Origin of the sequence: Rhodopseudomonas palustris BisB18, assembly GCF_000013745.1 — a bacterium.
GTDB lineage: Bacteria > Pseudomonadota > Alphaproteobacteria > Rhizobiales > Xanthobacteraceae > Rhodopseudomonas_A > Rhodopseudomonas_A palustris_F.
Genome location: NC_007925.1, coordinates 4286376 through 4312754, shown reverse-complemented (window position 1 = coordinate 4312754; position 26379 = coordinate 4286376). Strand labels below are relative to the sequence as shown.

The window sequence follows — 26379 nt, the reverse complement described above, 5'->3', positions numbered from 1 at the left end:
CTTGTGGCTCTGACAAATCGAGAGATTAGCGATCTGCGGACGAATGCAAAAATTGTTCGTCGCCTGACGATTGAGTCGATCGCGCATGCGGGTACCGGTCATGCGGGAAGCTCGCTATCGATGATCGAGATTTTGGTCCTGTTTTATTTCAAGCATCTTGCCGTCGACCCGAAGCACCCGCACTGGGAGGACCGCGATCGCTTCATCCTGAGCAAAGGTCACGGCGCCCCCGGGCTCTATGCGACCCTTGCCCACGCCGGATATTTTCCGACCGCCGAGATGGCGACGTTGCGTGGATTGGGTTCTCGTCTCCAAGGGCACCCGAATGCGGCGGCTCTGCCGGGAATCGACGCGTCGACCGGATCCCTCGGACAAGGCCTGTCGGTCGCGGCCGGGCTCGCCCACGGGCTGCGCATCCGCGGCCAGCGCTCGAGGGTCGTTTGCCTGCTGGGTGACGGCGAGATGCAGGAGGGCCAGAACTGGGAGGCATTCATGGTGGCGAACGCGCTGCGCCTCGGTAACCTGTTGGCCGTCGTCGATCGCAACGGATTGCAGAACGACGGCCCGACGGAATCAATCGTTCCACTCGAATCGTTGGTAGCCAAGGCAGAAGCCTTCGGCTGGCACGGCTGCGAGGTCGATGGCCATGATTTCCAGGCTCTCAACCATGCCATCGAGGTGGCACAATCGCGTCAGGATCGCCCATCACTTATCGTGGCGCGCACCGTCAAGGGAAAGGGCGTCAGCTTCATGGAAGACCAAGTCAAGTGGCATCATCACCCGCTATCCCCTGAAGAATACCGTGTTGCGTTATCCGACATCGAACTGGCGTACGGTCTATGATCACGTTATCGATTGACGATGCGCTTGCCGGCGCGACGACGGCAAAGGCGTTGCGTGCCGCCTATGGCGAAACGCTGATCGAAATGGCCGAAGAAGGTGCCGATTTTCTGGTTCTCGATGCCGATCTTTCCCGATCGACTACGACCGATCAATTCCAGCGTCGGTTTCCAGACAGGTTCTTCAACCTCGGTATCGCGGAGCAGAATATGATTGGGCATGCGGCCGGGCTGGCGATCAGCGGCCTGAGACCGTTTGCGACGACTTATGCGATCTTCATTGGTCGCGCATTCGATCAGATCCGGCAGTCCGTATCTTTCGCTAATCTCGACGTGAAAATCGTGGCTACGCATGGCGGGCTCGCCGCCTCCTTCGACGGGGGCTCGCATCAGGGCATTGAGGATATCGCCATGATGCGGTTGCTTCCCAATATGACTGTTCTCAATCCGTTCGATTTCAATCAAGCCAAGGGCGCAATTCGGGCCGCTTACGCCATGCTCGGACCGGTCTATCTGCGTCTGCAAAAGGAGCCCACGCCGGTATTCATGCCCGCAGATCAGTCATTTGATATTGGTGCCGTCTCGCAATGGGGCGACGGCAAAGAACTGGCATTCATCGCGACCGGTTATGTCACTTATGAATGCTTGGAGGCGGCTGCCCAGTTGCGCAAATGCGGTATCGAAACCCGGGTCATTGGCCTGGCCACGCTTAAGCCGTTTCCAACAACCGCGTTATGCTCGGCGATAGGCGGTTGTCACCAACTGATTACGGTCGAGGAGAGTCTGAGTTCGGGCGGATTGCGCGACGCGGTGGCTGTCGCAATGTCGGCGACCGGTGCGGCAATCACCTGCGTCGCGATGCAGGATCGATTTGGCGAGACCGGACCCTGGCGCGATCTTCTCGATAAGTTCGGGTTCACAGCGCGCCGCCTATGCGAGACCGCCAAAACGGTCCTTGATGTTGCAGTTCAGGTGCACGGGGAGGCCGACGCGGGCGTGCCCGCGTCGAACTGTTCGACCGGGAGATAAGCGGTGATCGTCACGGAGGGAACGCGATCGTCGGCGGGCCTCGCCCGGGTCACGGTGTTTCGGTTCGGAGGGGTCGCTATCCGGGTCAGCGCTGCGCACTCGTCCTTGGTGTTATGGTCGTTCCTCGATATGTACTTTTCACCATATTTCGAGATGGTCGATTCCACAGGCGATGCCTTGCTCGCCCTCGACGTCGAAGTCGTTATCGGGGCATGCGAGTCCAGAATCGACGCTCGCCAATGCAGCGAGGTCGAAGTCGATCGATCCGGTGGATTTCTTCGTTGCAAGGGCTTCTGGATCGATCGCGGTTCAACACGAATGGTTCACTTGGATCCGTTTGCCGTGGATGTTTGCATCGATCGCGAACGGAGGCGTGCAGTTGTAACCGGCCAAGATGAACTGACATTGCGCGTGCCGCTGCTACGAATCATCGAAGATGCGTGCGTCGCTGCACTCGAATCGCGCGGTGCTGTTTTCATCCACGCAAGCGCAGTGGCCGTCGGCGCCAAGGCTATTCTGCTCGTTGGCAACAAAGGGTCTGGGAAAACCACCTCGCTCTGCCGCTTGTTGAAGCTGTTTGACGTGAGTAAGCTCGCCAACGACAATGTCGTGCTGTGGCTAGAGGATGCTTCAGTCATCGTGCGGGGTTGGCCGAGCTTCTTTAAAGTCGCCGCTGCCACCGTAGCGACCCAGGAGGAACTCACACACCTGTTCCCGTCGGCGTTGCGCCATCTATTGGACCACGGCGACCAGTTGTGGAAGGTCTACGAAAAGATTGCCATATACCCGACCGAAGCCGCGGAACTATTTGATCGACAGATCCAGCCACAGGCCGTTATTTCAACGATCATCTTGCCGCGCTTCGGCAAGGATCTCGTGCCCCGATTAACCACGATCAGCCGGGACGAGCTTTGCGACGAGATCGGCCTCTATATCCAGGGCAGTCAGAACCCCAATTACACTGATTGGATGGGCCTTGGAACAGTCGACCGAGATTCCATTCTCGCACAGCTCATCAACATGCTCATCGCGCCTTCCACTATGACTGCGCTGAGGATGGAGTGGGCTCCGGCACTCGATGATCTGCTGACCGACGTGCCCGATTTACGGCCACGACGCAGTTCCTTGCAGGCAAGCGCCGACCCGGCAGGCCGCGCGTCGAAATGGCCGGCGCTGCCTGCGATCTTAAAAAGACCGGAATAACACGTCGTCCGGGCCCATGTGGGCGCTGCCGTGTCATTTGCTTGTCATCTGCACCTGTTCGAACCAGTTTCGCGATGGGCGGCTAACACATCACGGTGCGGACGTCGACCCGACCATCCTGACGGACCGTGAGTGCACAGGCACCGTTGGCCCCCGGGCCGAAGTTCGGCGCATGGCCCCACAACCCGAACCGTGCCGGGGGGCCGGAAAACGCTGGACAAATACAGTATGAAATAGGGCCGATACGGCCGCTCGCAGAGATGTGGTGGTGACCTGCGAGCAACGTCACTGGCGCCGAACGCCGAGATAAAAGCTCCAGCAATGCATCACACCCATCGAGCAGCGCGACCTCGTCAAGCGCGTCGACCCCGAGATTCAACGGCGGGTGATGCATGATCGCGATCACAGGCCGCTCCGCCGCCAGATCGAGCTGTTCGCGCAGCCAAGCGAGCCGGACAGCACAAAGCGCACCTTCGGGTCGGCCTGGGACAAGCGTATCAAGAAGGACAACGCTTGCGGCAGCGTGGTGTGCCGCTTGGACGTAGCCCGTGTTGTCCAGATGCGCGGCTCCAAGTTCAATCGCCAGCCGCTCGCGATCGTCGTGATTACCGACCGTCACCATGAGCTTGGACTTGATCTCCTGCGTGGCCCGGCGAAACCGGCGATATCCTTCGACCGAGGCGTTATGCGCAACGTCGCCATTCACAACGACGAGATCGGCACATTCGACCAGCGGCGCGATTTCCCGCCATCCGCACTCAAACGCCTTATTGGTGTCCTGTCCGCGCACCAGTTCGCCCTCCGGGACGAGATGAAGATCATTGATGACGATAATCTTCATTGCTCGGGCTTAACCTTCACCGATCAGTCCGGATGGCATCAATATTCCACGATGTCCCGCATCGACTTGTGCAGGCGCGCGAACCGGGGAATCCGCTTAAGCAGACTGATAGCACTCGGCGCCCAAGTCATTACATAAACGTCCGCAGATTGCAGCAACGCACGGGCGATAGTGATGATATTCGCATTGATCTTGCAGTCGGAACAGGTCACGTATTGGTGCCAGTTGTGATAGATCGGATCTCGGCTGCCTAGATAGACTCCCTGCAAGTGGGCAACTAGTTCCACCTCGGATTTGACAGCGTCTATCCGCGTCTCCTGTTCGGGCTGAAAGCGGACGATCACCACACTATGAACATGCGGCACGGCTGCCGTCAGTGACGTTTCGAACAGGCCGACAACTTGCGCGGACGTCAAGACGGTCTTCTTTCGCTCACGCCACCGTGTATCATAAGGGACTTTCCGCTGCTCGGCTGGATAGAAGGGATAGAGCTGGGGATGGTCCGACATCGTGCCCTGAGACATGCTGAAGGGCGAAGGCCATCCGCGGGCCGCTACGCCTCCATCATCTCCCGGCCAGGCGACGATTGTATCGCAGCTCAGTTCCGCAACGACAAAGGACGCAAGAAAATCCAACAATAGCGTGGTCTTTCCTTGCCACATATCGCCGAGGATGAGAATGCCGCCGTCGGCATCGACGACCCCAGAACTGTGAAGCTGTACGCAGCCAGCGCATTCAAGAGCGGGGGTAAACAGGCTCTTGATGGTCCGTACCGTGTCGATAATCGCGCGGTCCCGGTCGGGTTGCCAAAGCTCGATGATCGAAGCCTCGCGATCAAACTGCAAATGTGTGCCCGTCAAGTCAATTCGCACCACGAACCGACTTTCGTCGCCCCAACGGCAACCGGACGAAGCCAGGTGCTTATATAGGCTCGTATCGACCTCGACGACAACACCGTCATCTGATGGTGCGGCATGGAGCGCAGATTCGTGAACCTCCAAAGTCGCAATTGTGCTGGCGCCCGGTTCGGCCACGCCGAACGTAAAAAACGGCTCGAGCTCATCCCTGATGCGAACCAGGATGTCCTGGGCACAAACGAGAACGAGCCGCGTTGGGCCATATCCGATTTCAATAATGGGCTTCATGATATTCCTTTGCACGACCAGACCGAGTGGCACCATGGGTTAGCCCCGACAGAAAGACACCGAGCGTCATCAGCATCCAAAGCTTGCGGCTCGGTCCGTCGTCGCCGCGGCGAGACTTCTCCAACCAGCACCGAATGGGCTGTTCGCGGAAATACATGAACAGTGGGGACGCTGCCGACTCCAGCATGTCCTGCCGCAACTCGGCCAGCTGTCCCCATATCCAGGCCCTCAGTGGCGTTGGAAATCCCATCTTGCGGCGTGACGTAACGTTCTTGGGGAGGCTCTCGCCATAAATCCTGCGGATGACGACCTTGCTGCAATCGGCCTGCTCGCTGAACCTGGCGATAGGCTGAAACGCAGCACGGATCCCGTGCAGCCGGGATCGCCACATGATTTTGTCCTGTTGCGGGAGAGAGAGCGCAAGTTCGACCAGACGACGGTCGCAGAATGGAACACGTGCCTCGACGCCTGCCGCCATAGTGGTTCCATCGATCATCCCAAGAAGGCCCGGCAGGTGTAACCCGACAAAGAAATGACCAATTCGATCGATCAATGGACGATCGGCCGATGGCCGCAATCGATCGTCGATGTAGGACCACAGACGACGGTCGTGATCGATGGCTTCCCAAACTTCGGGACGAAAGAGCTCTGCTTTCTCGTGCTGCGAAAAATACCCGTACCGCTCGAAGAAGAGCGACATCGGGTCCGTCGGGCAAAATTCGGGAACATCAATGGCACGAGCTAAAGGGCCCCGGACGACCGCGGGCAACCGACTGAGGCCGCGGATGCGAGCGATGTCGAATGGCAGGCGAAACAATCGTGTGTAACCAGCGAACGTTTCGTCGGCGCCCTCCCCGCATAGCAGAACCTTTGCGTCGCGCCGCACCGCTGATGCGAGCGCAAACATGGCGATCTCATTGTGCATTCCCAGCGGACCATCGCGACAGTTGACCAGCATGTCGACGGTCTCCCGCAACACCAAAGGCTCTACCGCAACCGGTGTCAGCGGAATATTCAAATGAGTCGCCACTTCCGCCGCGTAACGCGTCTCGTCACATCGTGAATCCGCTAACGCCGCCGTATAGGCACGCAACGGCGGCTCGCCCAATGCCTCCGTCGCGACCGTCGCCGCGGCCGCAATAACGCTCGAATCGACGCCACCCGATAACAGCAGACCGACTGGAACATCGGATAAGAGTTGGCTGCTGACCGCATGCCGAATGGCGGCAGCGACCCCCTCCGCACCAGCGACACACGGTCGCGCCGCCTCGACGCGCCAGTAAGCTGAATTGTCCACGCGACCAGATTCGACACGCAGGCGATGTCCTGGCAACAATTGGAGCACGCCGCAAATCCACTGTTCGGCCTCGATTGCATAACGAAACGTAAGAAATGCCGAAATCGTCGCGGCGTCGAGCGAGACCTTGAACCCGTTGAACGCCGTGATCGCTTTCGGCTCCGAGCCGACCAGCAGAATATCGCCGTGACGCGCGTAGTAGACCGGCTTGACGCCGAGCGGATCGCGCACAACGAGCGCACGCCGCCGCCTGCGGTCGAACAAGACGAAAGCGAAGATACCGTCAAGATGATGGACCAAGTCGTCACCCCAAATGAGGTACGCCTGCAGCACGACCTCCGTGTCACCGGTTGTGCGGAATTGCGCGCCTTTTGCGGCAAGTTCGCGCCGCAATTCGCGATAGTTGTAGATCTCGCCATTGTAAACGAGCGTTACGCTTTCCGATGGATCGCTGAATGGCTGATCGGAACGCGCGCCGAGATCAATGATGCTCAGTCGCCGGTGACCGAAGGAGAACTGGCTGTCGTGCACGAGGTTTGAAGCATCCGGCCCGCGATGGCCAAGAAGATCGGTCGCAAGCTCGACTGAACGCCGATCGATCGACGCATGATCGGTCAAAGCGATCGCAGCAACAAAACCACACATATTCCGGCTTCATCCAATTGGCGCGATGCAGGGTCAGGGTGGCGCGTTGTAGCGACACATCAGGCTGTTCGCACGCTGCAAGTCCTGTTCATCATCGACTTCGTACCAACGTAGATCATCGGCGAAGACGGCTCGCACCGGCTCCTCAGCCTGGACGATGCGCCGCATCGCATATTCGATCGGCGCCTGAAGGCCTTCCTGGGAAAGCGTCGTCTCTAATGCAAGCAAAAGTATTGTCGACGCGTGGCCAGCGCGGAAAAGATGTACATTGACGGTCTTGCTATGGGATGCGATCAGGAAATCGGAGGGCTGGTGAGAAGCATGCAGCCAATCTACCACTTGATCCCTGTCATCGATCGCGACGAAGGTTCCGGAAAGATCCTCTCGATAACTTTGAACGGCCGTCTTGACCTTGCCCGGGGCAGCAAGCAGCCGCAGCAGCAGGGATGGTTCGAAGGCGACATCACCTTCGACAATCAGCGTATCGTTGCCGCGACCGAGCGCCGCGAGTCCGAGCTGTAATGATTGGGCCGTTCCGGTTTGCAGATAATGGTCATTGACGACAAATTTTGCATTGAGCGAAGGCCAGTGACGCGCCAGGTAGTCCCGCACCTGATCCTCGCGATAACCCACAACAATGACCACCTCCCCAATCCCCGCCGCCTGCAGGGCGTCCAGCGCATAATCGATAATAGCGCGGCCTGCCACCTGAACGAGGCACTTTGGACGATCACTCGTCCGAGGTCCAAGGCGGCTGCCGCGGCCTGCTGCAAGGATAATCGCCGCGATCTCGGACATTTTTCCTCGCTTTGTGTCGTTCAGCTCGCCGATACCAAGCGCCCCGATCCGCGCCACACGTCGCAAAGCGCTTCCACCAGAGTGTCAATGCATCCGCGATCGATTTGGCCCATCGTCGAGAAGAACATCAGATCTTTCGCCAGTGTACTTTGGTCAGTATAGATGACAATGTCACGCATCGCGAGTGCGCTCTGGATACCATCGAAGTCAAAGTCGCGCGGACGATACGTCAGCAAAAGCGAATTGCTGCATCGTTCGGGCGCCAGTGGGTAGGGGTTGATACCTACTGCGGCCAAGCGATCCCGGAGATAGGCGCGATTGTCGCTGTAGCGCGAGATCCGACCCGGAACGGTCTCCGCCTGGAGCCGTTCGATGGCACGGGCAGTGGCAAAATAGAGCGGGGCGGGGTGAGTGAATGGTGGTTTTCCTTCACCTTCCATCCGGCTCCATTGCTGATGCAGATCGAAGTAAAAGCTGCGCGAGCGCCCGGCTGAGCCGGCGATCAAGTCCCGTCGTGCCACCACGAATGATAACCCGGGCAATCCCTCGAGACCCTTGTTCGCCGTTAAGGTGATGTAGTCGACGTCGTCCTCTTCAACGTTGATGGGGTGGGCGAAGACGCTGCTTACCGTATCAACGAACGTAACCACACCGCGCGATCGGGCGAGGCGACAAATGTCCCGCAGCGGCGCGAGCACGCTGGTTGTCGTTTCGTGATGTACGAAGCAGAGCGATCGGAAATGTTCCTGTGCGCCAAGAGCTTCGGCGATACGATCGAATTCAACTCCGCGCAACGGGTCAAAATTCTCCCGAGTGGTTTCCAACCCCAATCGCTCGCAAATCAAAGCCAAACGTTCCGAGTAACGCCCTGCCACAAGCACGAGGACGGGGCCCTCAAGGGACGAAATGACGGCTTCGTTGGCGCCGGATCCCGATGCGACAATCGGTATGCAAGTGAAGTTATCCGATCCACCGAGCAAGTCCGTCAAGCCGCGACGAACACGGTCCAGGACATCGACGAAGATTAGTTCGCGGTGATTCATGTCGAGGCAGAGCAAAGCATCGCGGACATCCGCTGCAACCGACACTGGCCCGGGATTGAACAACAATCGGGTCCTCGGTATTTCCTTTGTCACGTCGAGTCCTCTGTGCGGCAAGTGGCTTCAAATCGATCGGCGGAATATCGCAGCGACCGTCATTCTGCCGGCTTCGTCGCCGAGACGATATTTTTTGGCACCCGAGGGATGCCCGGGGTCAAAGCTCCATTCGCCGGAAAATACCGCTGTTCAGCGGCCAAAAGCTCATCATATTTGAGAAGATCGAAAATCGTCTCCAGCTTGGAAATACTAGGTTCGACGCCCTTGACCGACTGCTCCCGCACGATGCGGCTGCAAACGGCCTGCATCGACGCCACGGAAGCTCGCAGCGAGTGATTTGCCCAGATTGCCAGAGAGATACGCGCTTGTCGAAAAAGCTGCGTGGGTGTCGTATAGTATTTTGTAGGAATGATGATCAGCGGGCATCGATTTGCCCATGCATCTGCGAAAGCCAGAACTTCGTCGGCAGTTGACTTCGCCGAATGAATTACGATCGCATCGGCGCCCGCCGAAGCATAAGTACTGGCACGATCCAGTGCCTCAGCAAGGGATCGTCCAGCAATGAGTGCCTCAGTTCGGGCGATGACGGTAAACGCGGCGCTAGTCTGTGTGTCCTTCGCTGCCATTATGCGCCCGGCAAACTCGTCGACGTTCGCCAAAATTTGTCCGCTTTGGATGAAAGAGTTCATTTTAGGGAAAAGTTTGTCTTCCAAGCAAACTCCCGCGATACGACGATCGCAGGCTTTCCGGACAAGGCGCCGCACCGTGTTGAAATTTCCGTGGCCGGAATCTCCATCGAGAATAATCGGGATTTCCACGGCATCTGCCATGAACTCCGCGATGGTTAGAACCTGACACCACGTGGCTTCGTTTGAATCGCGCAGACCTAACGATGCCGAAATCGCCAGCCCCGAGGCCCAAATCACTTCAAAGCCGGCCTTCTCCGCTATTATTGCCGACAATCCGTTGTGCGCCTCCATGGCAAATGATAGCGAGCCGTTATGGAGTAGTTCGCGCAAACTTTCGCTTGCTGAATACTTTGCCTTCCAATCCGCCATGTTACTCAAGGGGGTCACCTGAGAAGAGCGAGTGGTATTATTAATACTGGACTATTTTAGGTGATACAACAATCGAAATCGTCCGGATCGGACAGCCTCATGGTGTTCGCACCGATCGGCCAATGAACCAAACGACGGCGGGGACATCCGAAGTCTCTCCCAGAGCGCGCGCTCGGGCCTGACGATCGCAACCATTACACAAAAACTTGTACGGGCTCTGTCACAAACTTCCTATTCGGCGCCGGGAGCCGATTCGATTTCCGCGATGACGAAGGGATGATCGGAGAGTGGAGCGCTGCCGTAATCACCATACAGATAGGTCGAGGAGGTGATACGAGCCATCTTGTCCGCCAGAAGGTAATCGATTCGTCCTTCTGCGACCGTTCGATACAGCGCGCTGCCGGCTCGCGACTCGTTGCCTTCAAATTTTACAACGCGTGTCGATCCGCTCGACCAGCAGTCAGAATACTCCGTCATAAAAATTTGGACCGGACCTGCTTGTGGCCCCGCGTTCATGTCTCCTCCAATGCACAAAGTCGGGGCACCCAGCGAACGGGAGAACGAAAGCGTTTCCAGGCCGAGCCCCAAGCGGGATTCGTGACTCTCGGCGGGCAGGTGCACATTGACAAAAATCGAAGAATCGCCATTGGCCAGTTTGATCTTTCCAGACTGCGCGATGCGTGGCCAGCGATCGAACTTGGAATACGATAACTCCTTTTTCTCCACCTGCTCGATTGGAAATCGCGACACGATCGTAAGTCCCCAATACAGACCAGGCTCTCGCCGCCCCCTATCAAATGAAGGGACAAGAGATGACCTGACCTGAAAGCCGCTGCCCAAGGCGGCTGCAAGGACGTCATCCTTGTTTTGATCTCCTGACAATCCAAGGCCTGTCAGGAACGTCTTCATTTCATCGGTCGTCTCATCCCATTTGATACGCCAGATTTCCTGGAGTAGCACTACGTCCAGCGAGAGATCGCCAATCAGTTTCGAGAGTTGCGCAGCTCTTAGTCGCCATTGTTGAAGATCGATCTTCCAAACCGACAACCCGGTGTTGAGCGACCCCACGCGCAGAGTGCCCATTCTCTTCCCCTTAACGCTTTGATTTCGTGGCCCGTGCCGTTTGACGTCGCGAGCAACCTCGCATTGGACGCAAATAAAAGTGTGCAGCACACGCTGACGGAAAAGAAAGGTAGTCGAGAAAACGCTGGATTGCAAGTTGCAGTAAATGCTATTTAACGGCGACTGGCGATTCCATCCGGCCGGGTGAACTTCTCAGTGGCGCATGAGCTTTTGCTTTAGCGAGTTGAGGCACTCACCACCAAGCGCGTCGCGCACCTTTTGTGAATGTACTCTCTTCGCTGAGCGCGAGATTGGCCGAGGCGAACGGATAGAGACCGTGCCGCATTTCGCGAACCAATTCGTCGTCGATGGCTAGGGCAAGGGCAGTCGATTTCTGAAGCGCCAAGACTCTCCGGATATGTGCGAGGAACGGGGCTGCCCGCAGGCATCGTCGCTCGAGCGGCGAGGGAGCAAAAACGATTGAGCCTGGCACCGTTGGTCGGATAAAGAATCGGATTGGAACCTGGCCGCTCGCTTGGGACTTTCGAGGCCCCGACCTGATTTTCGCTTAGTCTAGAGATCAAGTCGGTCAGCGTTTGTGCAGCGCACCAACAAACCCGGTTCTCGGTGACCTGCCCCTGAACTTTCCTCCAGTTGCGTTTAGAGTCTCGGCGGATGTTACGCCTTGCGGCGCGGGGTGAGCAATGTGCGATCGGCGTAGCTGGTCGGGGTTGCGCAGCCGATCGCACGTTGCGGTGAGGGTGGCGGCATAGGCCGCAGGCGTCAGGTAGCCCAGCGAGGAATGCGGGCGTTGGCGGTTGTAGTCATCGACCCAGGCCGCGATCCTGGCGCGGGCGTGATCGAGGCCGAAGAACAGGGTTTCGTTAAGCAACTCGTCACGCATCCGGCCGTTGAAGCTTTCACAGAAGCCGTTCTGCATCGGCTTTCCCGGTGCGATGAAGTGCCAGGCGACGACATGCTGCTCAGCCCAGGTCAGCATCGCGTTGCAGGTGAATTCGGTGCCGTTGTCCGAGACGATCAGGCCGGGCTTGCCGCGGCGATCTATCAATGCCGTCAGTTCGCGCGCCACCCGCAGCCCGGGGATCGAGATGTCGGGGATCGACGCCAGGCATTCCCGAGTCACGTCATCGACGATGTTCAGGATCCGGTAGCGGCGGCCATTGGCAAACTGGTCATGGACAAAATCCAGCGACCAGCGGGCGTTCGGCAGCGCCTCGACCAGGATCGGCGCCCGTGTTCCGACCGCGCGGCGGCGGGCCCGGCGCTTGCGCACGCTGAGCCTCCTCGCGATACAGCCGATAGATCCGGTTCAGCCCGGACGGCTCGCCTTGTTGCCGCAGCAGCACAAACAGCCGACGATAGCCAAAGCGCCGGCGAGCGTTGGCGAGCTCTCGCAGTTGCTCCCGCAGTTCGATGTCCGGCGCCCGGCACGACCGGTACCGGATCATCTTGCGGTCGGCGCTGACGATGGTGCTGGCCCGCCGTTCTGACAGGCCCAGTTCGGCCTGCAGATGCGCGACTGCGTCGCGCCGGGCGGCGGGCCCTACCATTTTTTGACAGAAGCTCGCGCAACGCCGCGGCATCCAGCATCTGTTCGGCCAGCAGCTTCTTCAGCTTGGCATTCTCATCCTCGAGCTGCCGCAGCCGCTTCGCCTCCGAGACATCCATGCCGCCGAACTTGGCCTTCCAATTGTACAGCGTCGCTTCCGAGACGCCGTGCTTGCGTGCCAAATCGGCGGCCTTCGCCCCCGCCTCATGCTCCCGCAAAACGCCGATAATCTGCTCTTCCGTAAACCTGGCTCGCTTCATCTGTCCGTCCTTCAGAAGGCCGGACTCTAACTTCAACTGGAGGAAATCGGCAGGGGCAGGTCATCGGCACAAACGATCGAAAGGCGGCGTACTCGCCGCCGAGTTGTCGGGATTCGTCCCGCTCCAGCACTGGAATCATAACGCTGGGTCGGGGGCCAGTTCCTTGAATTAGGAATGGACCCCGGCAGCCCCGTGGGAGAAACCAATATGAGAGAGGCCGGCACCCGCTATCACAATGTCGACCTGCCTCATTTTTGGGCTGGCAAGGCCACAACGTGCTCTGTCCAGCGTTCAAGCGCCTCGCGCATCTCCGTCGCATACCGAGCGCGGTTATATACTCCGGCAACGCCAGCCCGGTGGCCGCTGACGTGGTTTAGGATCGCCTCCACAATGTGTGGCAACACGCCAAGCCGGTCGGCCATCACCGTGGATGCCGACCTCCGAAGATCGTGAACTGTCCAATGGGGCAGGGGGTTGCCGAGCGCTTCCGCGATCCGTGCATCAAGCGCCGCCTTCGACTTTGACCAGCCGGAGAACCCACGATGCGGGTCACCGCTGCGTCGGGGTCCGTCACCAAAGAGGAAGTCTAGGCCATCTCGGCGGGGTGGGAGTAGGGCCAGGGCGGCGGGAACAAATGGTAGCGAATGCTCGCGATGGTTCTTGGTCCGGGCGCTTGGCAGCGTCCAGAGCCCCGAAAAGGTATCAAGTTCGGCCCATTGCATGCTGCCCACTTCATCACGGCGTTGTGCTGTGAGCAGCAACAAACGCACAATGCGTCCGTAATCGTCATCGCCACAGGCGTGCCAGATGGCTGATAGCTCCGTCTCCGTGAGGACCCGTTCGCGGCTTCCCGGCTGCGCGGGTCGGTTAGTGCCGAGAACCGGGTTCGCAGCGATCTCAAGGCCCTCGCGTATTGCCCAGTTGAACATTGAGGACAGGGCCGTGCGGGCGCGGGCTGCTGAGACCGCTCCATGAGCTGATTCGAAGTCAGCGATACGAGCCGAGATATGGCGGCGAGTAATCTGGAAGACCGAGACCGGATGGAGGGGTTTCCAACTGACCAACAAGTAGCGTTCTATCTCCGAATAGGTCCGGGGCTTCAGCCTTTGTTTGGCGTTCCGGAGATATTGATCCGCGATTGCTCGGAGGGTGTCGGCTGCCTGCAGGCGCGCCTTGGCTTTCTCGTCCGCCGGGTCTTTGCCAATCGCAACCAGGCCCAAAAGCCGCTTGGCCTCCTTGCGTGCAAGCTCTGGTGTCCAAGGGGAGCCGTGAGGACCGATGGTCACGAAGCGCTGCCGACCGAACAATCGGTACTTGAGAACGTAGGTCGCTTGATCACGTTGACGCCGAACGCCAAAGCCCCGCACCGCTTCGCGGTGGTCTGCGTCCCAAATAGTCTCGCCCGGCTTCAGTGCTTGCACTGTGCGGATCGTTATATTTGAGACAGCCATCGATCACCTCTGTAGCTACCACGTAGCTACCACCATAGCGCCAATTGCAGCGCAGGTAAGGCGGGAGGCGGCGGGCCTGTTCATTGATAATACTGTGATTTTCGCACGAAAGGCGGGATTGGCGTAGTGCCGCCGAAGCCCTCGCGGTGTCTGTGGAACAGGAGGTCGGTGGTTCGAGCCCACCCAACTGTACCAGCAAAAGGCGAACCAGCCCGGATTGCGATAACGCGCGCCGAACTTGAGAGCGACTTCCTTGTTGCCATCGGGAATTCGCAGCAGTCTGGCTGTTGCAGAATTCGGCGTCGGTGGCGCAGCGCGCGCAATGAACTGCGGGAAATTGACTCGGTCGCCAACCAACACGCCAGTCTCGCTACGCCTTGGTGCCCTTGCTGAAGGATGAGCCCATTGGCCTGAAGCGGCTGCAATGGCTGATGGATCTGCAGGCGTAGCGGGGGTGTCATGAATCGGTGATATCTCGCTCTTTCAGGCCCATTGACCTGTTAGGAGACGAGGGTGAGACACTGGCTCAAAGCGTGCATTTTCGGATTGGCCCTGGCGGGCGTCACCGCGCTCGGGACAGGCGGCAGCCATGCGCTTGACGAGCGCTACGTTGATGCCGATGGCGATTTGCTCGCAGACGTTCCAACCGATCCGAGCAAGCTGATCGATCCCGACACGCTGGTGTTTGCCTACACGCCGGTCGAGGACCCTGCCGTTTATACAAAAGTGTGGGAGGGGTTCCTCAAGCACATGGAGGTGGTGACCGGCAAGAAGGTGCAGTTTTTCCCGGTGCAGTCGAACGCCGCCCAGATCGAGGCGATGCGTGCTGGACGGTTACACGTCGCTGCCTTCAACACCGGATCGAACCCGATCGCGGTGGCCTGCGCAGGATTCCGTCCGTTCGCCATGATGGCGGCGATGAACGACGAATTCGGCTATCGGATGCAGTTCATTACCTATCCGGGGTCGGGAATTGAAAAGGTCGAGGATATCAGGGGAAAGAAGCTCGCCTTTACCAGCGAAACATCGAATTCGGGGTTCAAGGCGCCTTCGGCTCTGCTTCGCGATCAGTTCAAGATGGAAGCCAAGAAGGACTACGAGCCGGTGTTCTCCGGCAAGCATGACAACTCGATTCTCGGCGTTGCTAACAAGGACTATCCGGCGGCTTCGATCGCCTCCTCCGTCATGGACCGGATGATCGCCCGCAACGTGATCAAGCGCGATCAGGTCAAGGTTATCTATGCGTCCGATCGGTTCCCGACGTCCGGCTATGGCGTGGTCTACAATTTGAAGCCGGAGCTTCAGAACAAGATCAAGTCGGCGTTCTTCTCCTTCAAATGGGACGGATCGGAGCTGCTGAAGGAATTCCAGAAGTCTGAGCCGCCCCAGGAAAAATTCGTCGAGATCTCCTTCAAGGACTCGTGGAAAGTCGTTCGCGACATCGACGCCGCCATGGGCATCAGCTATACGTGCAAATGACGGCGCAGGCGCCTTGGGATCGTAATTGATGCTTCGAATCCAGGCGCTGACCAAGACGTACAAGAACGGCGAAGCCGCCTTAAGAGGCGTCTCCCTATCTGTTGGAGCGGGAGAGATCATCGGCCTGATTGGCCCGTCGGGGGCGGGCAAGTCGACGTTGATCCGTTGCGTCAACCGGCTGATCGAGCCGAGCTCGGGGCGGGTGCAGCTCGGCGAGGTGGAACTCACCGGCCTTTCTAGCGGCGCGCTTCGCCGCGAACGTCGTCGGATTGGCATGATCTTCCAGGAGTACGCGCTGATCGAGCGCCTCACCGTCATGGAGAACGTGCTCGCCGGCCGGCTCGGCTACACCGGGTTCTGGAACAGCTGGTTCCGACGCTTCGCCGAGCAGGACATCCAGCGTGCGATTGCGCTCCTCGAACGCGTGGGACTGATCGACCACATCGACAAGCGCGCTGATGCGCTGTCGGGCGGCCAGCGTCAGCGCGTGGGCATCGCGCGCGCGCTGATTCAGCAGCCGGAATTGTTGCTGGTCGATGAGCCGACGGCGAGTCTCGATCCCAAGACGTCCCGGTCGGTGATGCGGCTGCTGACGGAATTGTGCATCGAGAACCGGCTGGCGGCGATCGTCAACATCCACGACGTGGTCCTTGCCCAGGCGTTCCTTCCCCGAATCGTCGGGCTCAATGCCGGTATCGTCGTCTATGATGGCCCTGCCAGCGGGTTAACCGCCGAGGTGTTGACCTCCATCTATGGCGAGGAGGATTGGACCCGGACTGCGGCGGGGGATGGCGGGACTGACGATGGGGAGCCCTTGATCATCGCGCGGATGGAAGCCGCGCAGTGAATTCGGGCACCTCCGCATCAAGCGCTGTTTCGACCAATCTTGCCGCAGTTTCGGCGCGGCGCTGGCGGCCGCCGCGATTGATCGAAAGCCCGTTGGCCCGTTGGGCGGCCTTGCTCGGGATTGCGTCATATCTGGCTCTGGCCTTTGCCACGATCGACGTGAACTGGGCGCGGGTTTCAGAAGGCGTAGTGCGGGCCGCTCGGCTGTTCGAGAGCTTTCTATCGCCGAATTTTACGTCTCGCTGGAGCGACATTCAGCAAGGGACGATTGAAAGCTTGACCATGACGGTCACGGCGACCGTGGCCGGTGTGTTACTGGCGGTTCCGATCGGTTTGGGCGCCGCGCGCAATCTCGCGCCTTGGTGGCTCTACGGCATTTGCCGCGGTGTGATCGCAATGTCGCGCGCACTGCAGGACATCATTGTCGCGATTTTCTTCGTCGCCATGTTCGGCTTTGGTCCATTCGCGGGCTTTCTGACGCTCACCGTCTCGACCATCGGGTTTCTCTCCAAGCTCCTCGCCGACGACATCGAGGAGATCGACCCGGGGCAGGTGGAGGCAATCCGCGCGACCGGCGCAGGCTTTTGGCAGGTGATCGACTTTGCAGTCGCAAGCCAGGTGATTCCCCGCCTCATCGGCCTCACGGCCTACAAGGTCGACATCAACTTCCGGGAATCCTCGGTGATCGGCATTGTCGGCGCCGGGGGCATCGGCGCGACGCTCAATACCGCGCTCGACCGCTACGAGTTCGATACTGCAGGCGCCATTCTTCTCATCATCATCGGCATCGTCATGGCCTGCGAATACGGCGCAGGCGCCATACGGAAACGGTTCGCCTGAAATGCCGACGACGCGCACGGCCACGGGCAAGACCTCAGGGTGGCAGTTCAAGACCTGGCGACGAACGCGGCTGGAGTGGCTCGGCTGGCTGGCGCTGGTCGCGCTGACGGTGTTGTGCTGGCGCGTGATGACAGCCGGCACCATCTGGTCGTTCGTCGAGGACGCGCCCCGTCAGGCCGCGGACCTGTTCGGTCGCATGCTGCCGCCGCGCTGGGACTATGCCAATAGCCTGTGGCGGCCGTTGTGGGATACCATCAATATGGCCACGCTCGGTACGGCGATCGCCATCGTCGTTGCGACGCCGCTCGCCTTCCTGGCAGCGCGCAACACGACGCCGAGCATGCTGGTCCTGCGACCGCTGGCATTGTTTGTGATCGTGGCCTCCCGCTCGGTCAACGCACTGGTGTGGGGGCTGCTTCTGGTTGCCGTGCTCGGCCCCGGCGTCCTGGCGGGCATCATCGCCATCGCACTGCGTTCGATCGGCTTCATCGGCAAGCTTCTCTACGAGGCCATCGAGGAGATCGACGAGATGCAAGTCGAGGCGATCAGGGCGACCGGAGCCTCGCCTGCGCAGGTGATCACCTACGGCATCGTCCCGCAGATCCTGCCCGCCTTTGCGACCATCTCGGTGTTCCGCTGGGACATCAACATCCGTGAATCGACCGTGCTCGGGCTTGTCGGCGCGGGAGGCCTGGGACTTGCGCTGGAGACCTCGCTCAATACATTGGCATGGCCACAGGTGAGCGTGATCCTGCTGATGATTCTGGCGACAGTCGTGTTCAGCGAATGGCTTACCGCCAAGGTCCGCAAGGGAATTCTCTGACACATCGGTGCTGCGAATTGCAGGCAAGGCTGCTGCGGCATGTGGACTATCGACATCGTATTGCGCATCCGACCAATGATGGCATTGACCGCGACGCGTCGAACAATCGTGTCGGGCTTGAAGATATCTGCCGGCAACCTCCTTGCCGCTGCCTTGGTTTCGCCGGTGATGAGCAAGGTCGAATTGCACTTGGCACCCGCATGGCTGGATCGCCGCTGGATGCGGCTGACGGCCGCGGTGCGCCCGATGTTTCGGCCGCTGCTCGATGCGCAGCGGGCGGCGGCGCAGGGCGTTCGGTCAGGCCCGACGCGTTCGATTCGGTGGCTCCTCCGTGGCGCCCGAACGATGTGAACGTCAATTCAGGCCGCAGACCCGCAGAAGAACGTATATGAGGACACGAAGGGGGGCGGATAGCAGGTGCTGCCAGCACGGCAACTACCTCCAGAGGGAACGGTCAACGTCCGCGGCAGACGTGTAGCTTGCGGTGTGTCGCCGCCATTGTTATCTCCGGCGTGGCAATCGTCAGCTGTGTCCATGGTCTCGCAGGTCTGACCTATGATTGAGCGTTGGACGCGCGCAGAACCTCTGAACCGTTATTGGAGTCTCTCGCCGGGGATTGTCAGGCGGAATTCCGTCCCGCCATCGCAGGTCACGGAGGATTGGCCATCGAGCTGCGCGACGAAGGCGTGGATCAGCTTGGTCCCGAGGCCGCCGCGCCCGGAACAGCTGGTAGCCGCAGGCATGCCTCGGCCGTCGTCCCGCACGACGATCTCGATTGCGCCCATGCTACGTTGTACCGAGATCGTGATCGTTCCGCCGCGCGTGCCCGCAAACGCATGCTTGAAGGCGTTGGAAACGACCTCGGTGACAACGAGGCCGACCGGCACCGCCCGCGTGAGTTCGAGCACCAAAGGCTCTGCCCGAAGCTCGATCGAGATGCCCCGCGACTTCGCTCCATACGCCTCCGCGATGTCTCCGACGAGGCGCTCGAAATAGTCCGGCAGGTCGACTGTTGATCCCGCATCCGCGCGGTACAGGCTCTCGTGGATCAAGGCGATCGACTGGAGCCGGTCCTGGGTGTCGCGAAGTGCGGCCTTGAACGCCGGCTCCGTGAAGCGCTGCTCCTGCATCCGGATCAGGCTGGATGTCACCTGCAGGTTGTTCTTCACGCGATGGTGGATCTCCTGCAAAAGAATGTGCTTCTCCTTCAGTGCGGCCTCTAGGTTCGTCCGGGCGATGGCTTCGCGGCGATTTGCCCGCGCGCCGATCCAGGTCAGGCAGCCGATCGCGATCAGAACGATGCCGCAGATGGCGGCGGTCCAGGAAAGATGCCGGTACCAAGGCGCAAAGATGCTGACGAGGGGGGTCGATGCAGTGACCACGACTTGCCATTTGTCGAGCCGTCGAAACGACACGATGCGGTCGACGCCGTCGATCACCGACACGGCGCGATAGGTGCCCGTCGCCTGATCCGCCATTTCGCGGAACAAGACCACGTCTTCGATCGTTTGCCCGGCCTGGGCGGCGGACATCCCGGTTCTTGCAACAAGAGTGCCGCTCGCGCTCCAGATAGCCAGCACCGTGCCGCGGCCGACGTCGCTCGATGCGACGAGGTCGTCGAGGAAGCTCGGACGCATCGCCGTCTGCACGACGCCTGCGAACCGGTCCTGTCGATCGATGATCGCGCGGCTGTAGGTATAGACCAACTCTCCGGTGCTGCGATCGATGATCGCCTCGCCGACATAACGGTCAACGCCGGCGGCGCGATGGGCCTTGAACCAGGCGCGGTCGCTGAAGCCGGAGTCGGCGGGCGGCACCTCGCCGGATGAGGCAACCAAACCACCGCCGGCGTCGACGACGAGGAGATGGTCGGTGTCGGCGGTCCGTCGGGTGACCCCCGCCAGGAACTCGGCTGCGGCTGTCGTCTCGCGAAGCGCGTCGACGCCGCCCCGTTCGCCGACATAGGCGAGCACGTTCGCGACGACCAGATCGTTGATCTCGAAAACCCGCATGGCGTATTCTTCCACGACCCGGGACATGTCGCGCGTGGCGGCCTCCGCCCGAGTCATGGTGGCGCGGTGATCAAGCCATAGGAACAGACCGCCGGTGATCAGGATCGCCAGGGCAAAAAAGCCAGCCGTAGCAAAACCGATAGTTCGGACGTTGTTGAGCGCACCGACCCGGAGCCACATCTGCCGAAACTCGTCCTGCCGTTCACTTGGCCCTGCGGCGCTTCTAAGAGCGCGATCGGCCGCGACGTCGCCGCTCATGATGCATTCCTCCGTCGCAAGTTCAATCGGACACCACAGCGCGGGCAATCGTCGGTCCGTCAAGCTTGGCTGACCCGGTCGCCCACGGCCCAGGCAACTCGGTGGGCATCCGACGCAAGACCCAATCCTGGAGCGTCACGGATACCGCGAGTTGGCGGCGATACGATGGTCGGTGGTTCGCTGGGCAGGTGCGGTCCATTCCCAGAGGCGGCGTGAGCAGGCGGTGGCGTTCATCGCGGCGCTAAGGCCCGTCTTTCTGGGTCCGGCGCCGCTACATCCGGATGCTCGATCGCTTGATCAAGCGGCTGCCGCTGGTCAAAACGATTTACGGGGCAACCCGCACGCTGATCGACTCCGTGCAAAGCGGCCCGCAGGGCGGCAACGGCCAGCGGGTGGTCCTCATCCAATTTCCGAATCCGGAGATGCGGGCCGTCGGTTTCGTCACGGCCGTATTCGAGGCGATCGACACCGGTGAAGAGCTCGCGGCAGTCTATGTGCCGACCGCCCCTAATCCGACGTCGGGCTATGTCGAGATCGTGCCGACCAAGCAACTGGTGTGGCTCGACTGGAGCGCCAACGATGCGATGGCCTTCATTGTCTCGGGCGGGACAATGACGCCCGGCAAGATCCGGATGAACCCGGAGCCAGCTACGGTTGCCGCGGAGACGGCAGCCAACGACCTTGACGTGCGCTCCGCGGTGCCTCGCTGACCTCATTCGCGCGCGAGCTGAAAATAAACCACCGTGGCGTCCTGGACACAACGATGAGACGGCGATCGCTGCGATGAAGCCGGGCGTGATGCTGGTCAATACCGGACGCGGCGCGCTCATTGCTACGCGCGATGTGATCCAGGGATTGAAGAGCAAGAAGAGCGGCTATTTGGGGCTGGATGTCGATGAGGACGAAAGCGACCTCTTCTTTGAGAGCCTGTCCGGGCAGGTCATTCGAGACGATGATTGTTCCGACCGCTGACATTCGCCGAGCCTTCTTCACGCAAGAGGCGTTGATGGCCATCCCCGATACGACCATCCGCACTATCTCGCAGTTCGAACGGACTGGCCAAAAAGCGCATCTGGTCGCATTGGAATTGCGCGCCTGACCGTGGCAGAGTTGCTCTTTGCTTTCGAGGGCCTGCAGTATGATCCGCATTGGAGCGTCGATTTGCACACTGCCATGCCCGTCGCGCTTGATGTACTCGATGGTGCGCGCTGGATTCGCGACCAGTGCGCGTGTGGTGCGGTGACACCGTGACGGACGGGCCGCCAACCGGTGGGACGCTCCAGAGGAAGAGTCCGGGAGAATTGATGGAAGTCGTCGTCCAATTGGCTTTTGGCGAGATCGCTGCCCTGCTGATGCTGGCGTCCGTCGTCGGCTTTCTTGGATGGGTGCTCCGCCAGCCGCTGATCGTTAGCTTCATCTCGGAATTGGCGGGCGCGCTGCTGCTGTTCCTGGTCGGGCGTCTTGGGATATCGGAAACGGGCGGGCTTTCTTGCAGCCCTCACGGTCGCGCAGATCAGCGAGTTCTCCCTGATCTTCGTCGCCATGGGCGTAACCTTGGGGCACGTCCAGGCGGCAAGAATGTGGATCGACGATGACGAAGGACACTACCTCAGTCTATCACGCCCTCCAGATCACAGACGTTCTGAAAGCACTGAACGCCAGAACTGAGGGCCTGACCTCCAACGAGGCAGCGCGCAGACTTGCTGCCCATGGTCCCAATCGGTTGCCGGAGGCGCCGCAGCGCAGCGCATTTGTTCGCTTCCTGCTGCATTTTCACAACATCCTCATCTACGTGCTGCTGGCATCCGCGATCATCACCGCAGCCCTCGGCCACCTCGTCGACACCGGCGTCATCCTCGCTGTTGTGCTGGCCAATGCGATCATCGGGTTCATCCAAGAAGGACGAGCCGAAGACGCGATGGCCGCGATTAGAGGGATGCTGGCGCCGCACACCGCGGTGCTGCGCGATGGCGCGCGCCGTAGCATCGACGCGGTCGATCTGGTTCCTGGCGATGTCGTGCTGCTCGAAGCCGGCGATCGCGTGCCGGCGGATCTGCGCCTGATCGAAGCGCGCGGCCTCAAGGTCGAGGAGGCGATCCTCACCGGCGAATCTGTCCCCGTCGACAAGGACGTCTCGGCTGTGGCGGAAGATGCTGTGCTCGGCGACCGCACCTCGATGCTGTTCAGTGGAACGCTGCTGGTCGCTGGTACCGTTCGTGGTGTGGTGGCGGCGACGGGTGCGGATACGCAGATCGGTCAGATCAGCGGCATGCTGGCGACCGTGGAGATGCTGACGACGCCTCTGGTCCGGCAGATCGACATCTTCGCGCGGTGGCTCACCGTCTTCATCCTGCTGGTCAGTGCCGGGCTGCTGGCATACGGCATCTTCGTTCGGCATCTGCCATTCGAAGAGATGTTCATGATCGTGGTCGGGCTTTCCGTCGCGGCGATACCGGAGGGCCTGCCTGCGGTGCTCACCATCACGCTTGCGGTGGGGGTGCAAGCGATGGCGCGGCGCAATGCGATTGTTCGGCGCTTGCCCGCCATCGAGACGCTGGGCTCGGTCTCGGTGATCTGTACCGACAAGACCGGCACGCTCACGCGCAATGAGATGATGGTGATGGCACTGGCGTCGGCCGATCGCCGGTTCGCGGTCGAGGGCAACGGCTATGCGCCGCAGGGTGTTATTCGAACGGGCGATGCGGTGGCCGACCCAGCCGATCATGCCGTCCTGATCGAATTCGCCCGCGGCGCTGCGCTTTGCAACGACGCGGCGCTGGTCCGGTCCGGCGAGGACTGGCGGGTCGAAGGCGATCCGATGGAGGGCGCGCTACTGGCGCTGGCGGGCAAAATCACCGACGCGGTCGCCTTCCACGGCCTCAGCCGCACCGATGCCATCCCGTTCGATGCGATCTATCGCTACATGGCGGTGCTCCACCATGATCACGTGGGGCACGGCTTCGTTCACGTCAAAGGCGCGCCGGAAGCGATTCTGCCGATGTGTGCCGGTCAGCGCAGCGCCGACGGCGGCGTTGCGCCGCTCGATCCGGAATATTGGCATGCCAGAGTGGAGGAGCTTGCGAGCGACGGACTGCGGGTGATCGCGATGGCGTCACGCATGATGCGGCAGCAAGACACCATCCTGAACACCGATGATCTGCAGGGCCAGCTGGTTCTGATCGGGCTCGTCGGCTTGATCGACCCGCCGCGTCCGGAAGCCATCGACGCCGTCGCCGACTGCCACGGCGCCGGGATCAGAGTGAAGATGATCACCGGCGATCACGGCGCGACGGCACGAGCGATCGCCGCGAAGATCGGTCTGCGCAATTCCCGATCGATCCTCACAGGCGCCGCTATCGACCGGATGTCGGACGCCGAATTGGCGGTCGCGGTGATTGAGACCGACGTCTTTGCCCGGACCTCGCCGGCCCACAAGCTTCGGCTGGTCACGGCCTTGCAGTCGCACGGTCTCACCGTTGCGATGACCGGCGACGGCGTCAACGACGCTCCCGCGCTCAAGCGGGCGGACGCCGGCACCGCCATGGGGCAGAAGGGCAGCGAGGCGGCCAAGGAAGCCTCGGAACTCGTGCTTGCCGATGACAATTTCGCCTCGATCGCCGCTGCGGTGCGCGAGGGACGCACGGTCTACGACAACATCAAGAAGGTCATCAGTTGGACGTTGCCGACCAACGCCGGCGAGGCGATGACCATCATGGTCGCGCTGCTCGCCGGCATGACATTGCCGGTGACGGCGGTGCAAATCCTCTGGATCAACCTCATCACGGCGACCACGCTGGGTATTGCGCTGGCGTTCGAGCCGAGCGAGCCGGGCACGATGCAGCGCCCACCACGTCCCCGTGACGCCCCGATTCTGACCGGCGAACTGATCTGGCACATCCTGCTGGTCTCGGCCTTGTTCGTGGTCGCCGTGTTCGGGGTGTTTTCCTATGCGTTGGACAAAGGTTATCCGCTCGAGTTGGCGCAGACCATGTCGGTCAACACTTTGGTGGTTCTCGAGATATTCCACCTGTTCTTCATTCGGAACATTCACGGTACCTCATTGACCCTGGCCGCGGTGCGAGGGACACCGATCGTCTGGCTCTCGGTGGTCACCGTCACAGCCGCGCAATTCGCGATCACCTATCTGCCGCCCTTGCAGAAGCTGTTCGGGACCCGGGCCGTTCCGATTCTCGACGGCGTGCTCATTGTTGCCGTCGGGATGGCGTTCTTTGCCCTGATCGAGACCGAAAAGCAGATGCGCCTCGCATTCCGTCGTCCGGCGACAACGCCTGGTCACTGAGCGGGGTGACCAGCCTTGCTGCGGAATCGATGCAAGTTGGTACGAAAGTCGGAGGAGCGGTCGGTCCGTCGTGTTGAAAGAACGCGGTCGACCGCCAGTTCGCGCCCGATCATGAGAGTCGACCACTGCAGCAGGCTTCACGCCGAAGCGTCGATTCTGCGCGCGCGGCGATCGGTCGCACAGACGAGTCGCCATATGCCGGAAATCGCGGCCGATCAGCGATTTGATAGGAATCGACAAGGTTCTTCCGCTGACGCCTCACTCTGTCACATAGCCACGCCGAACCTGTCGCAGATGGTCGTCAGCAGTAGCTATGCGAGGACAAGATGAAGCGGCTATTGGTTGCTACTGATTTCTCCACGCGATCCGATCGCGCTTTGCGGCGTGCAGTTTTGTTGGCCCACCAGTATTCCGCCGAGATGACGATCGTACACGTGATCGACGACGACCAGCCGCCTCAACTCTTGAGGGCGGAGGAGCGCGAGATCAGCAGTCTGCTTCACGATCTCGCCGCGACGGTCCGCGAAATCGATCGCGTGCCGTGTGACGGGCGCGTGGCATTTGGGGAGCCCTTTCAGGCCATCGCAAAGACGGCTGAAAACGTTGATGCTGACGTTATTGTCATGGGGCCGCACCGCCGGCAGGCGCTCCGCGACATTTTCATCGGAACGACAGCCGATCGCACGATCCGATGCTCACTTCGACCTGTGATTATGGCGAACGCGGTGCCTGCGGGACACTATGGCAGCATTCTCTTGGCAACCGATCTCTCCGAGTGTTCCGCGAACGCGGCCACCAAGGCGCAGGCGCTGGGCATCTTCGACCGCGGTGGAGTCATTGTCGTTCACGCATTTGATGCGCCGGCGCAGACCATGATAGTGCGTTCGTCGATGACGGCAAATGAAGAGCGAGCCTACCTCGCCGAAGAGGAAAACCGTGCAGCGCATGGAGTCGCAGAGTTCTTGACGCGAGTGGGCTTGCGGCCAAGCCGAAGCATCGTTCAACTCAGCGAGGGATCGGCGCCCCACGCCATCAAGGACTGCATCAGACAGCAACGCGCGGATCTTGTCGTGATCGGGACCCGCGGGCGATCAGCCGCAGCCAAATTCTTCTTGGGAAGCGTCGCGGGGGAGCTTCTCGGCGATTCAGACATTGATGTTCTTGTGGTTCCGCCACCAAATGAATGGGCGGAAAGCACCCAAGCGTCGAAATCGTCATGAGTATTTTTCGACGTGCGACGCGAAGCCCGCGCGACTGCTCCGAATGGCCGCGATGCGGGTTTCTCCGCGCGGGAGTTATCGATCGTTGCTTCCCTTGACGACACGCCCGATGATCGCGATAGTCGTAGGCGTTTACTGTGTCCCAGCGGAGCATGTCGTGGGGACGTAGGAGCAACGGGCGCGCCGATTTGCCGCCTTCGCACGCGCCGTCCAGGGGGCGAGGATAAGGGAACCGAAACAGCATTGGTCGGCCATTTGTATCTTCTGTTTCGCCTGACGGTTTCTCCTCCTGTGAATCAACCGTTC

At 60.4% G+C, this 26379-nt stretch carries 22 protein-coding genes and 2 pseudogenes; 14 read left to right on the top strand and 10 right to left on the bottom strand.

The genetic code is table 11. The annotated features are described in order from the left end of the window. Positions 1-3: 3 nt before the first annotated feature. The 3 genes from RPC_RS19430 to RPC_RS19420 are packed head-to-tail and all read left to right on the top strand — an operon-like array spanning position 4 to position 3071. Positions 4-843 (top strand): transketolase, encoded by an 840-nt coding sequence (locus RPC_RS19430; protein WP_011474290.1) that lies wholly within the window; start codon positions 4-6, stop codon positions 841-843. Continuing rightward, positions 840-1868: a transketolase family protein gene (locus RPC_RS19425; protein WP_011474289.1), complete on the top strand. Its 1029-nt coding sequence runs from the start codon at positions 840-842 to the stop codon at positions 1866-1868. The genes RPC_RS19430 and RPC_RS19425 overlap by 4 nt, the downstream gene beginning before the upstream one ends. 3 nt (positions 1869-1871) lie before the next feature. Beyond that, positions 1872-3071: a hypothetical protein gene (locus RPC_RS19420; RefSeq protein WP_157043256.1), complete on the top strand. Its 1200-nt coding sequence runs from the start codon at positions 1872-1874 to the stop codon at positions 3069-3071. A gap of 82 nt (positions 3072-3153) precedes the next feature. Here RPC_RS19420 and RPC_RS25170 read toward each other — a convergent pair whose 3' ends face one another. The 9 genes and pseudogenes from RPC_RS25170 to RPC_RS19375 form a co-directional block, all read right to left on the bottom strand. Continuing rightward, the gene (locus RPC_RS25170; protein ID WP_011474287.1) at positions 3154-3912 is read right to left on the bottom strand and encodes a metallophosphoesterase; all 759 of its coding nucleotides are present in this window, start codon (positions 3910-3912) and stop codon (positions 3154-3156) included. Between the two features lie 38 nt (positions 3913-3950). Continuing rightward, positions 3951-5057: a hypothetical protein gene (locus tag RPC_RS19410; protein ID WP_011474286.1), complete on the bottom strand. Its 1107-nt coding sequence runs from the start codon at positions 5055-5057 to the stop codon at positions 3951-3953. Beyond that, complete coding sequence (gene asnB, locus RPC_RS19405) at positions 5041-6999, bottom strand: asparagine synthase (glutamine-hydrolyzing) (protein ID WP_011474285.1); 1959 nt, start codon at positions 6997-6999, stop codon at positions 5041-5043. The genes RPC_RS19410 and asnB overlap by 17 nt, the downstream gene beginning before the upstream one ends. Before the next feature lie 33 nt (positions 7000-7032). Next, the gene (locus RPC_RS19400; protein ID WP_011474284.1) at positions 7033-7797 is read right to left on the bottom strand and encodes a phosphocholine cytidylyltransferase family protein; all 765 of its coding nucleotides are present in this window, start codon (positions 7795-7797) and stop codon (positions 7033-7035) included. Positions 7798-7817: 20 nt separating this feature from the next. Then, positions 7818-8906 carry a 2-aminoethylphosphonate aminotransferase gene (locus RPC_RS19395; protein ID WP_167532083.1) on the bottom strand — a complete coding sequence of 363 codons (1089 nt, stop codon included), beginning with the start codon at positions 8904-8906 and terminating at the stop codon, positions 7818-7820. A gap of 86 nt (positions 8907-8992) precedes the next feature. Continuing rightward, on the bottom strand, positions 8993-9952 hold the full coding sequence (gene aepX, locus RPC_RS19390) for a phosphoenolpyruvate mutase (protein WP_011474282.1): 960 nt from the start codon (positions 9950-9952) through the stop codon (positions 8993-8995). 231 nt (positions 9953-10183) lie between these two features. Beyond that, on the bottom strand, positions 10184-11035 hold the full coding sequence (locus RPC_RS19385) for an endonuclease/exonuclease/phosphatase family protein (RefSeq protein ID WP_041802088.1): 852 nt from the start codon (positions 11033-11035) through the stop codon (positions 10184-10186). 568 nt (positions 11036-11603) lie between these two features. Next, positions 11604-12844: pseudogene (locus RPC_RS19380) on the bottom strand (IS3 family transposase). Between the two features lie 248 nt (positions 12845-13092). Further along, positions 13093-14295 carry a tyrosine-type recombinase/integrase gene (locus RPC_RS19375; protein ID WP_011474280.1) on the bottom strand — a complete coding sequence of 401 codons (1203 nt, stop codon included), beginning with the start codon at positions 14293-14295 and terminating at the stop codon, positions 13093-13095. A 537-nt stretch (positions 14296-14832) separates the two neighbouring features. On the opposite strand from RPC_RS19375, the gene phnD reads away from it, so the two are divergent. Genes phnD through RPC_RS19350 form a run of 5 tightly spaced genes read left to right on the top strand, consistent with a single transcriptional unit; the run spans position 14833 to position 18634 of the window. Continuing rightward, positions 14833-15774 (top strand): phosphate/phosphite/phosphonate ABC transporter substrate-binding protein, encoded by a 942-nt coding sequence (phnD, locus tag RPC_RS19370; RefSeq protein ID WP_049766226.1) that lies wholly within the window; start codon positions 14833-14835, stop codon positions 15772-15774. 28 nt (positions 15775-15802) lie between these two features. Continuing rightward, positions 15803-16621, top strand: coding sequence for a phosphonate ABC transporter ATP-binding protein (gene phnC / locus RPC_RS19365; protein WP_011474278.1), 819 nt, complete (start codon positions 15803-15805; stop codon positions 16619-16621). Then, positions 16618-17460 carry a phosphonate ABC transporter, permease protein PhnE gene (phnE, locus tag RPC_RS19360; protein WP_011474277.1) on the top strand — a complete coding sequence of 281 codons (843 nt, stop codon included), beginning with the start codon at positions 16618-16620 and terminating at the stop codon, positions 17458-17460. Before phnC ends, phnE (RPC_RS19360) begins: the two co-directional genes overlap by 4 nt. A gap of 1 nt (position 17461) precedes the next feature. Beyond that, positions 17462-18283, top strand: coding sequence for a phosphonate ABC transporter, permease protein PhnE (phnE, locus tag RPC_RS19355; protein WP_011474276.1), 822 nt, complete (start codon positions 17462-17464; stop codon positions 18281-18283). Positions 18284-18322: 39 nt separating this feature from the next. Next, the gene (locus RPC_RS19350; protein WP_041802086.1) at positions 18323-18634 is read left to right on the top strand and encodes a hypothetical protein; all 312 of its coding nucleotides are present in this window, start codon (positions 18323-18325) and stop codon (positions 18632-18634) included. A gap of 242 nt (positions 18635-18876) precedes the next feature. Here RPC_RS19350 and RPC_RS19345 read toward each other — a convergent pair whose 3' ends face one another. Further along, positions 18877-20553: a sensor histidine kinase gene (locus RPC_RS19345; protein WP_080507363.1), complete on the bottom strand. Its 1677-nt coding sequence runs from the start codon at positions 20551-20553 to the stop codon at positions 18877-18879. Positions 20554-20819: 266 nt separating this feature from the next. Here RPC_RS19345 and RPC_RS19340 point away from each other — a divergent pair. From RPC_RS19340 to RPC_RS19320, 6 genes and pseudogenes are all read left to right on the top strand, one after another. Next, positions 20820-21263: pseudogene (locus RPC_RS19340) on the top strand (DUF502 domain-containing protein); the annotation flags it as partial. Positions 21264-21336: 73 nt separating this feature from the next. Continuing rightward, entirely contained in the window at positions 21337-21525 is a 189-nt protein-coding gene (locus RPC_RS26915) for an NAD(P)-dependent oxidoreductase (protein ID WP_041802084.1), read from the top strand. Then, the gene (locus tag RPC_RS26910) at positions 21506-21652 is read left to right on the top strand and encodes a hypothetical protein (protein ID WP_415914852.1); all 147 of its coding nucleotides are present in this window, start codon (positions 21506-21508) and stop codon (positions 21650-21652) included. The genes RPC_RS26915 and RPC_RS26910 overlap by 20 nt, the downstream gene beginning before the upstream one ends. Before the next feature lie 205 nt (positions 21653-21857). Further along, positions 21858-22148: a hypothetical protein gene (locus RPC_RS26545; protein ID WP_041802080.1), complete on the top strand. Its 291-nt coding sequence runs from the start codon at positions 21858-21860 to the stop codon at positions 22146-22148. Next, positions 22145-24853 carry a cation-transporting P-type ATPase gene (locus tag RPC_RS19325; RefSeq protein ID WP_011474274.1) on the top strand — a complete coding sequence of 903 codons (2709 nt, stop codon included), beginning with the start codon at positions 22145-22147 and terminating at the stop codon, positions 24851-24853. The genes RPC_RS26545 and RPC_RS19325 overlap by 4 nt, the downstream gene beginning before the upstream one ends. 326 nt (positions 24854-25179) lie before the next feature. Next, positions 25180-26073, top strand: a complete 894-nt coding sequence (locus RPC_RS19320; RefSeq protein WP_011474273.1) for a universal stress protein — start codon at positions 25180-25182, stop codon at positions 26071-26073. Positions 26074-26379 lie beyond the last annotated feature (306 nt).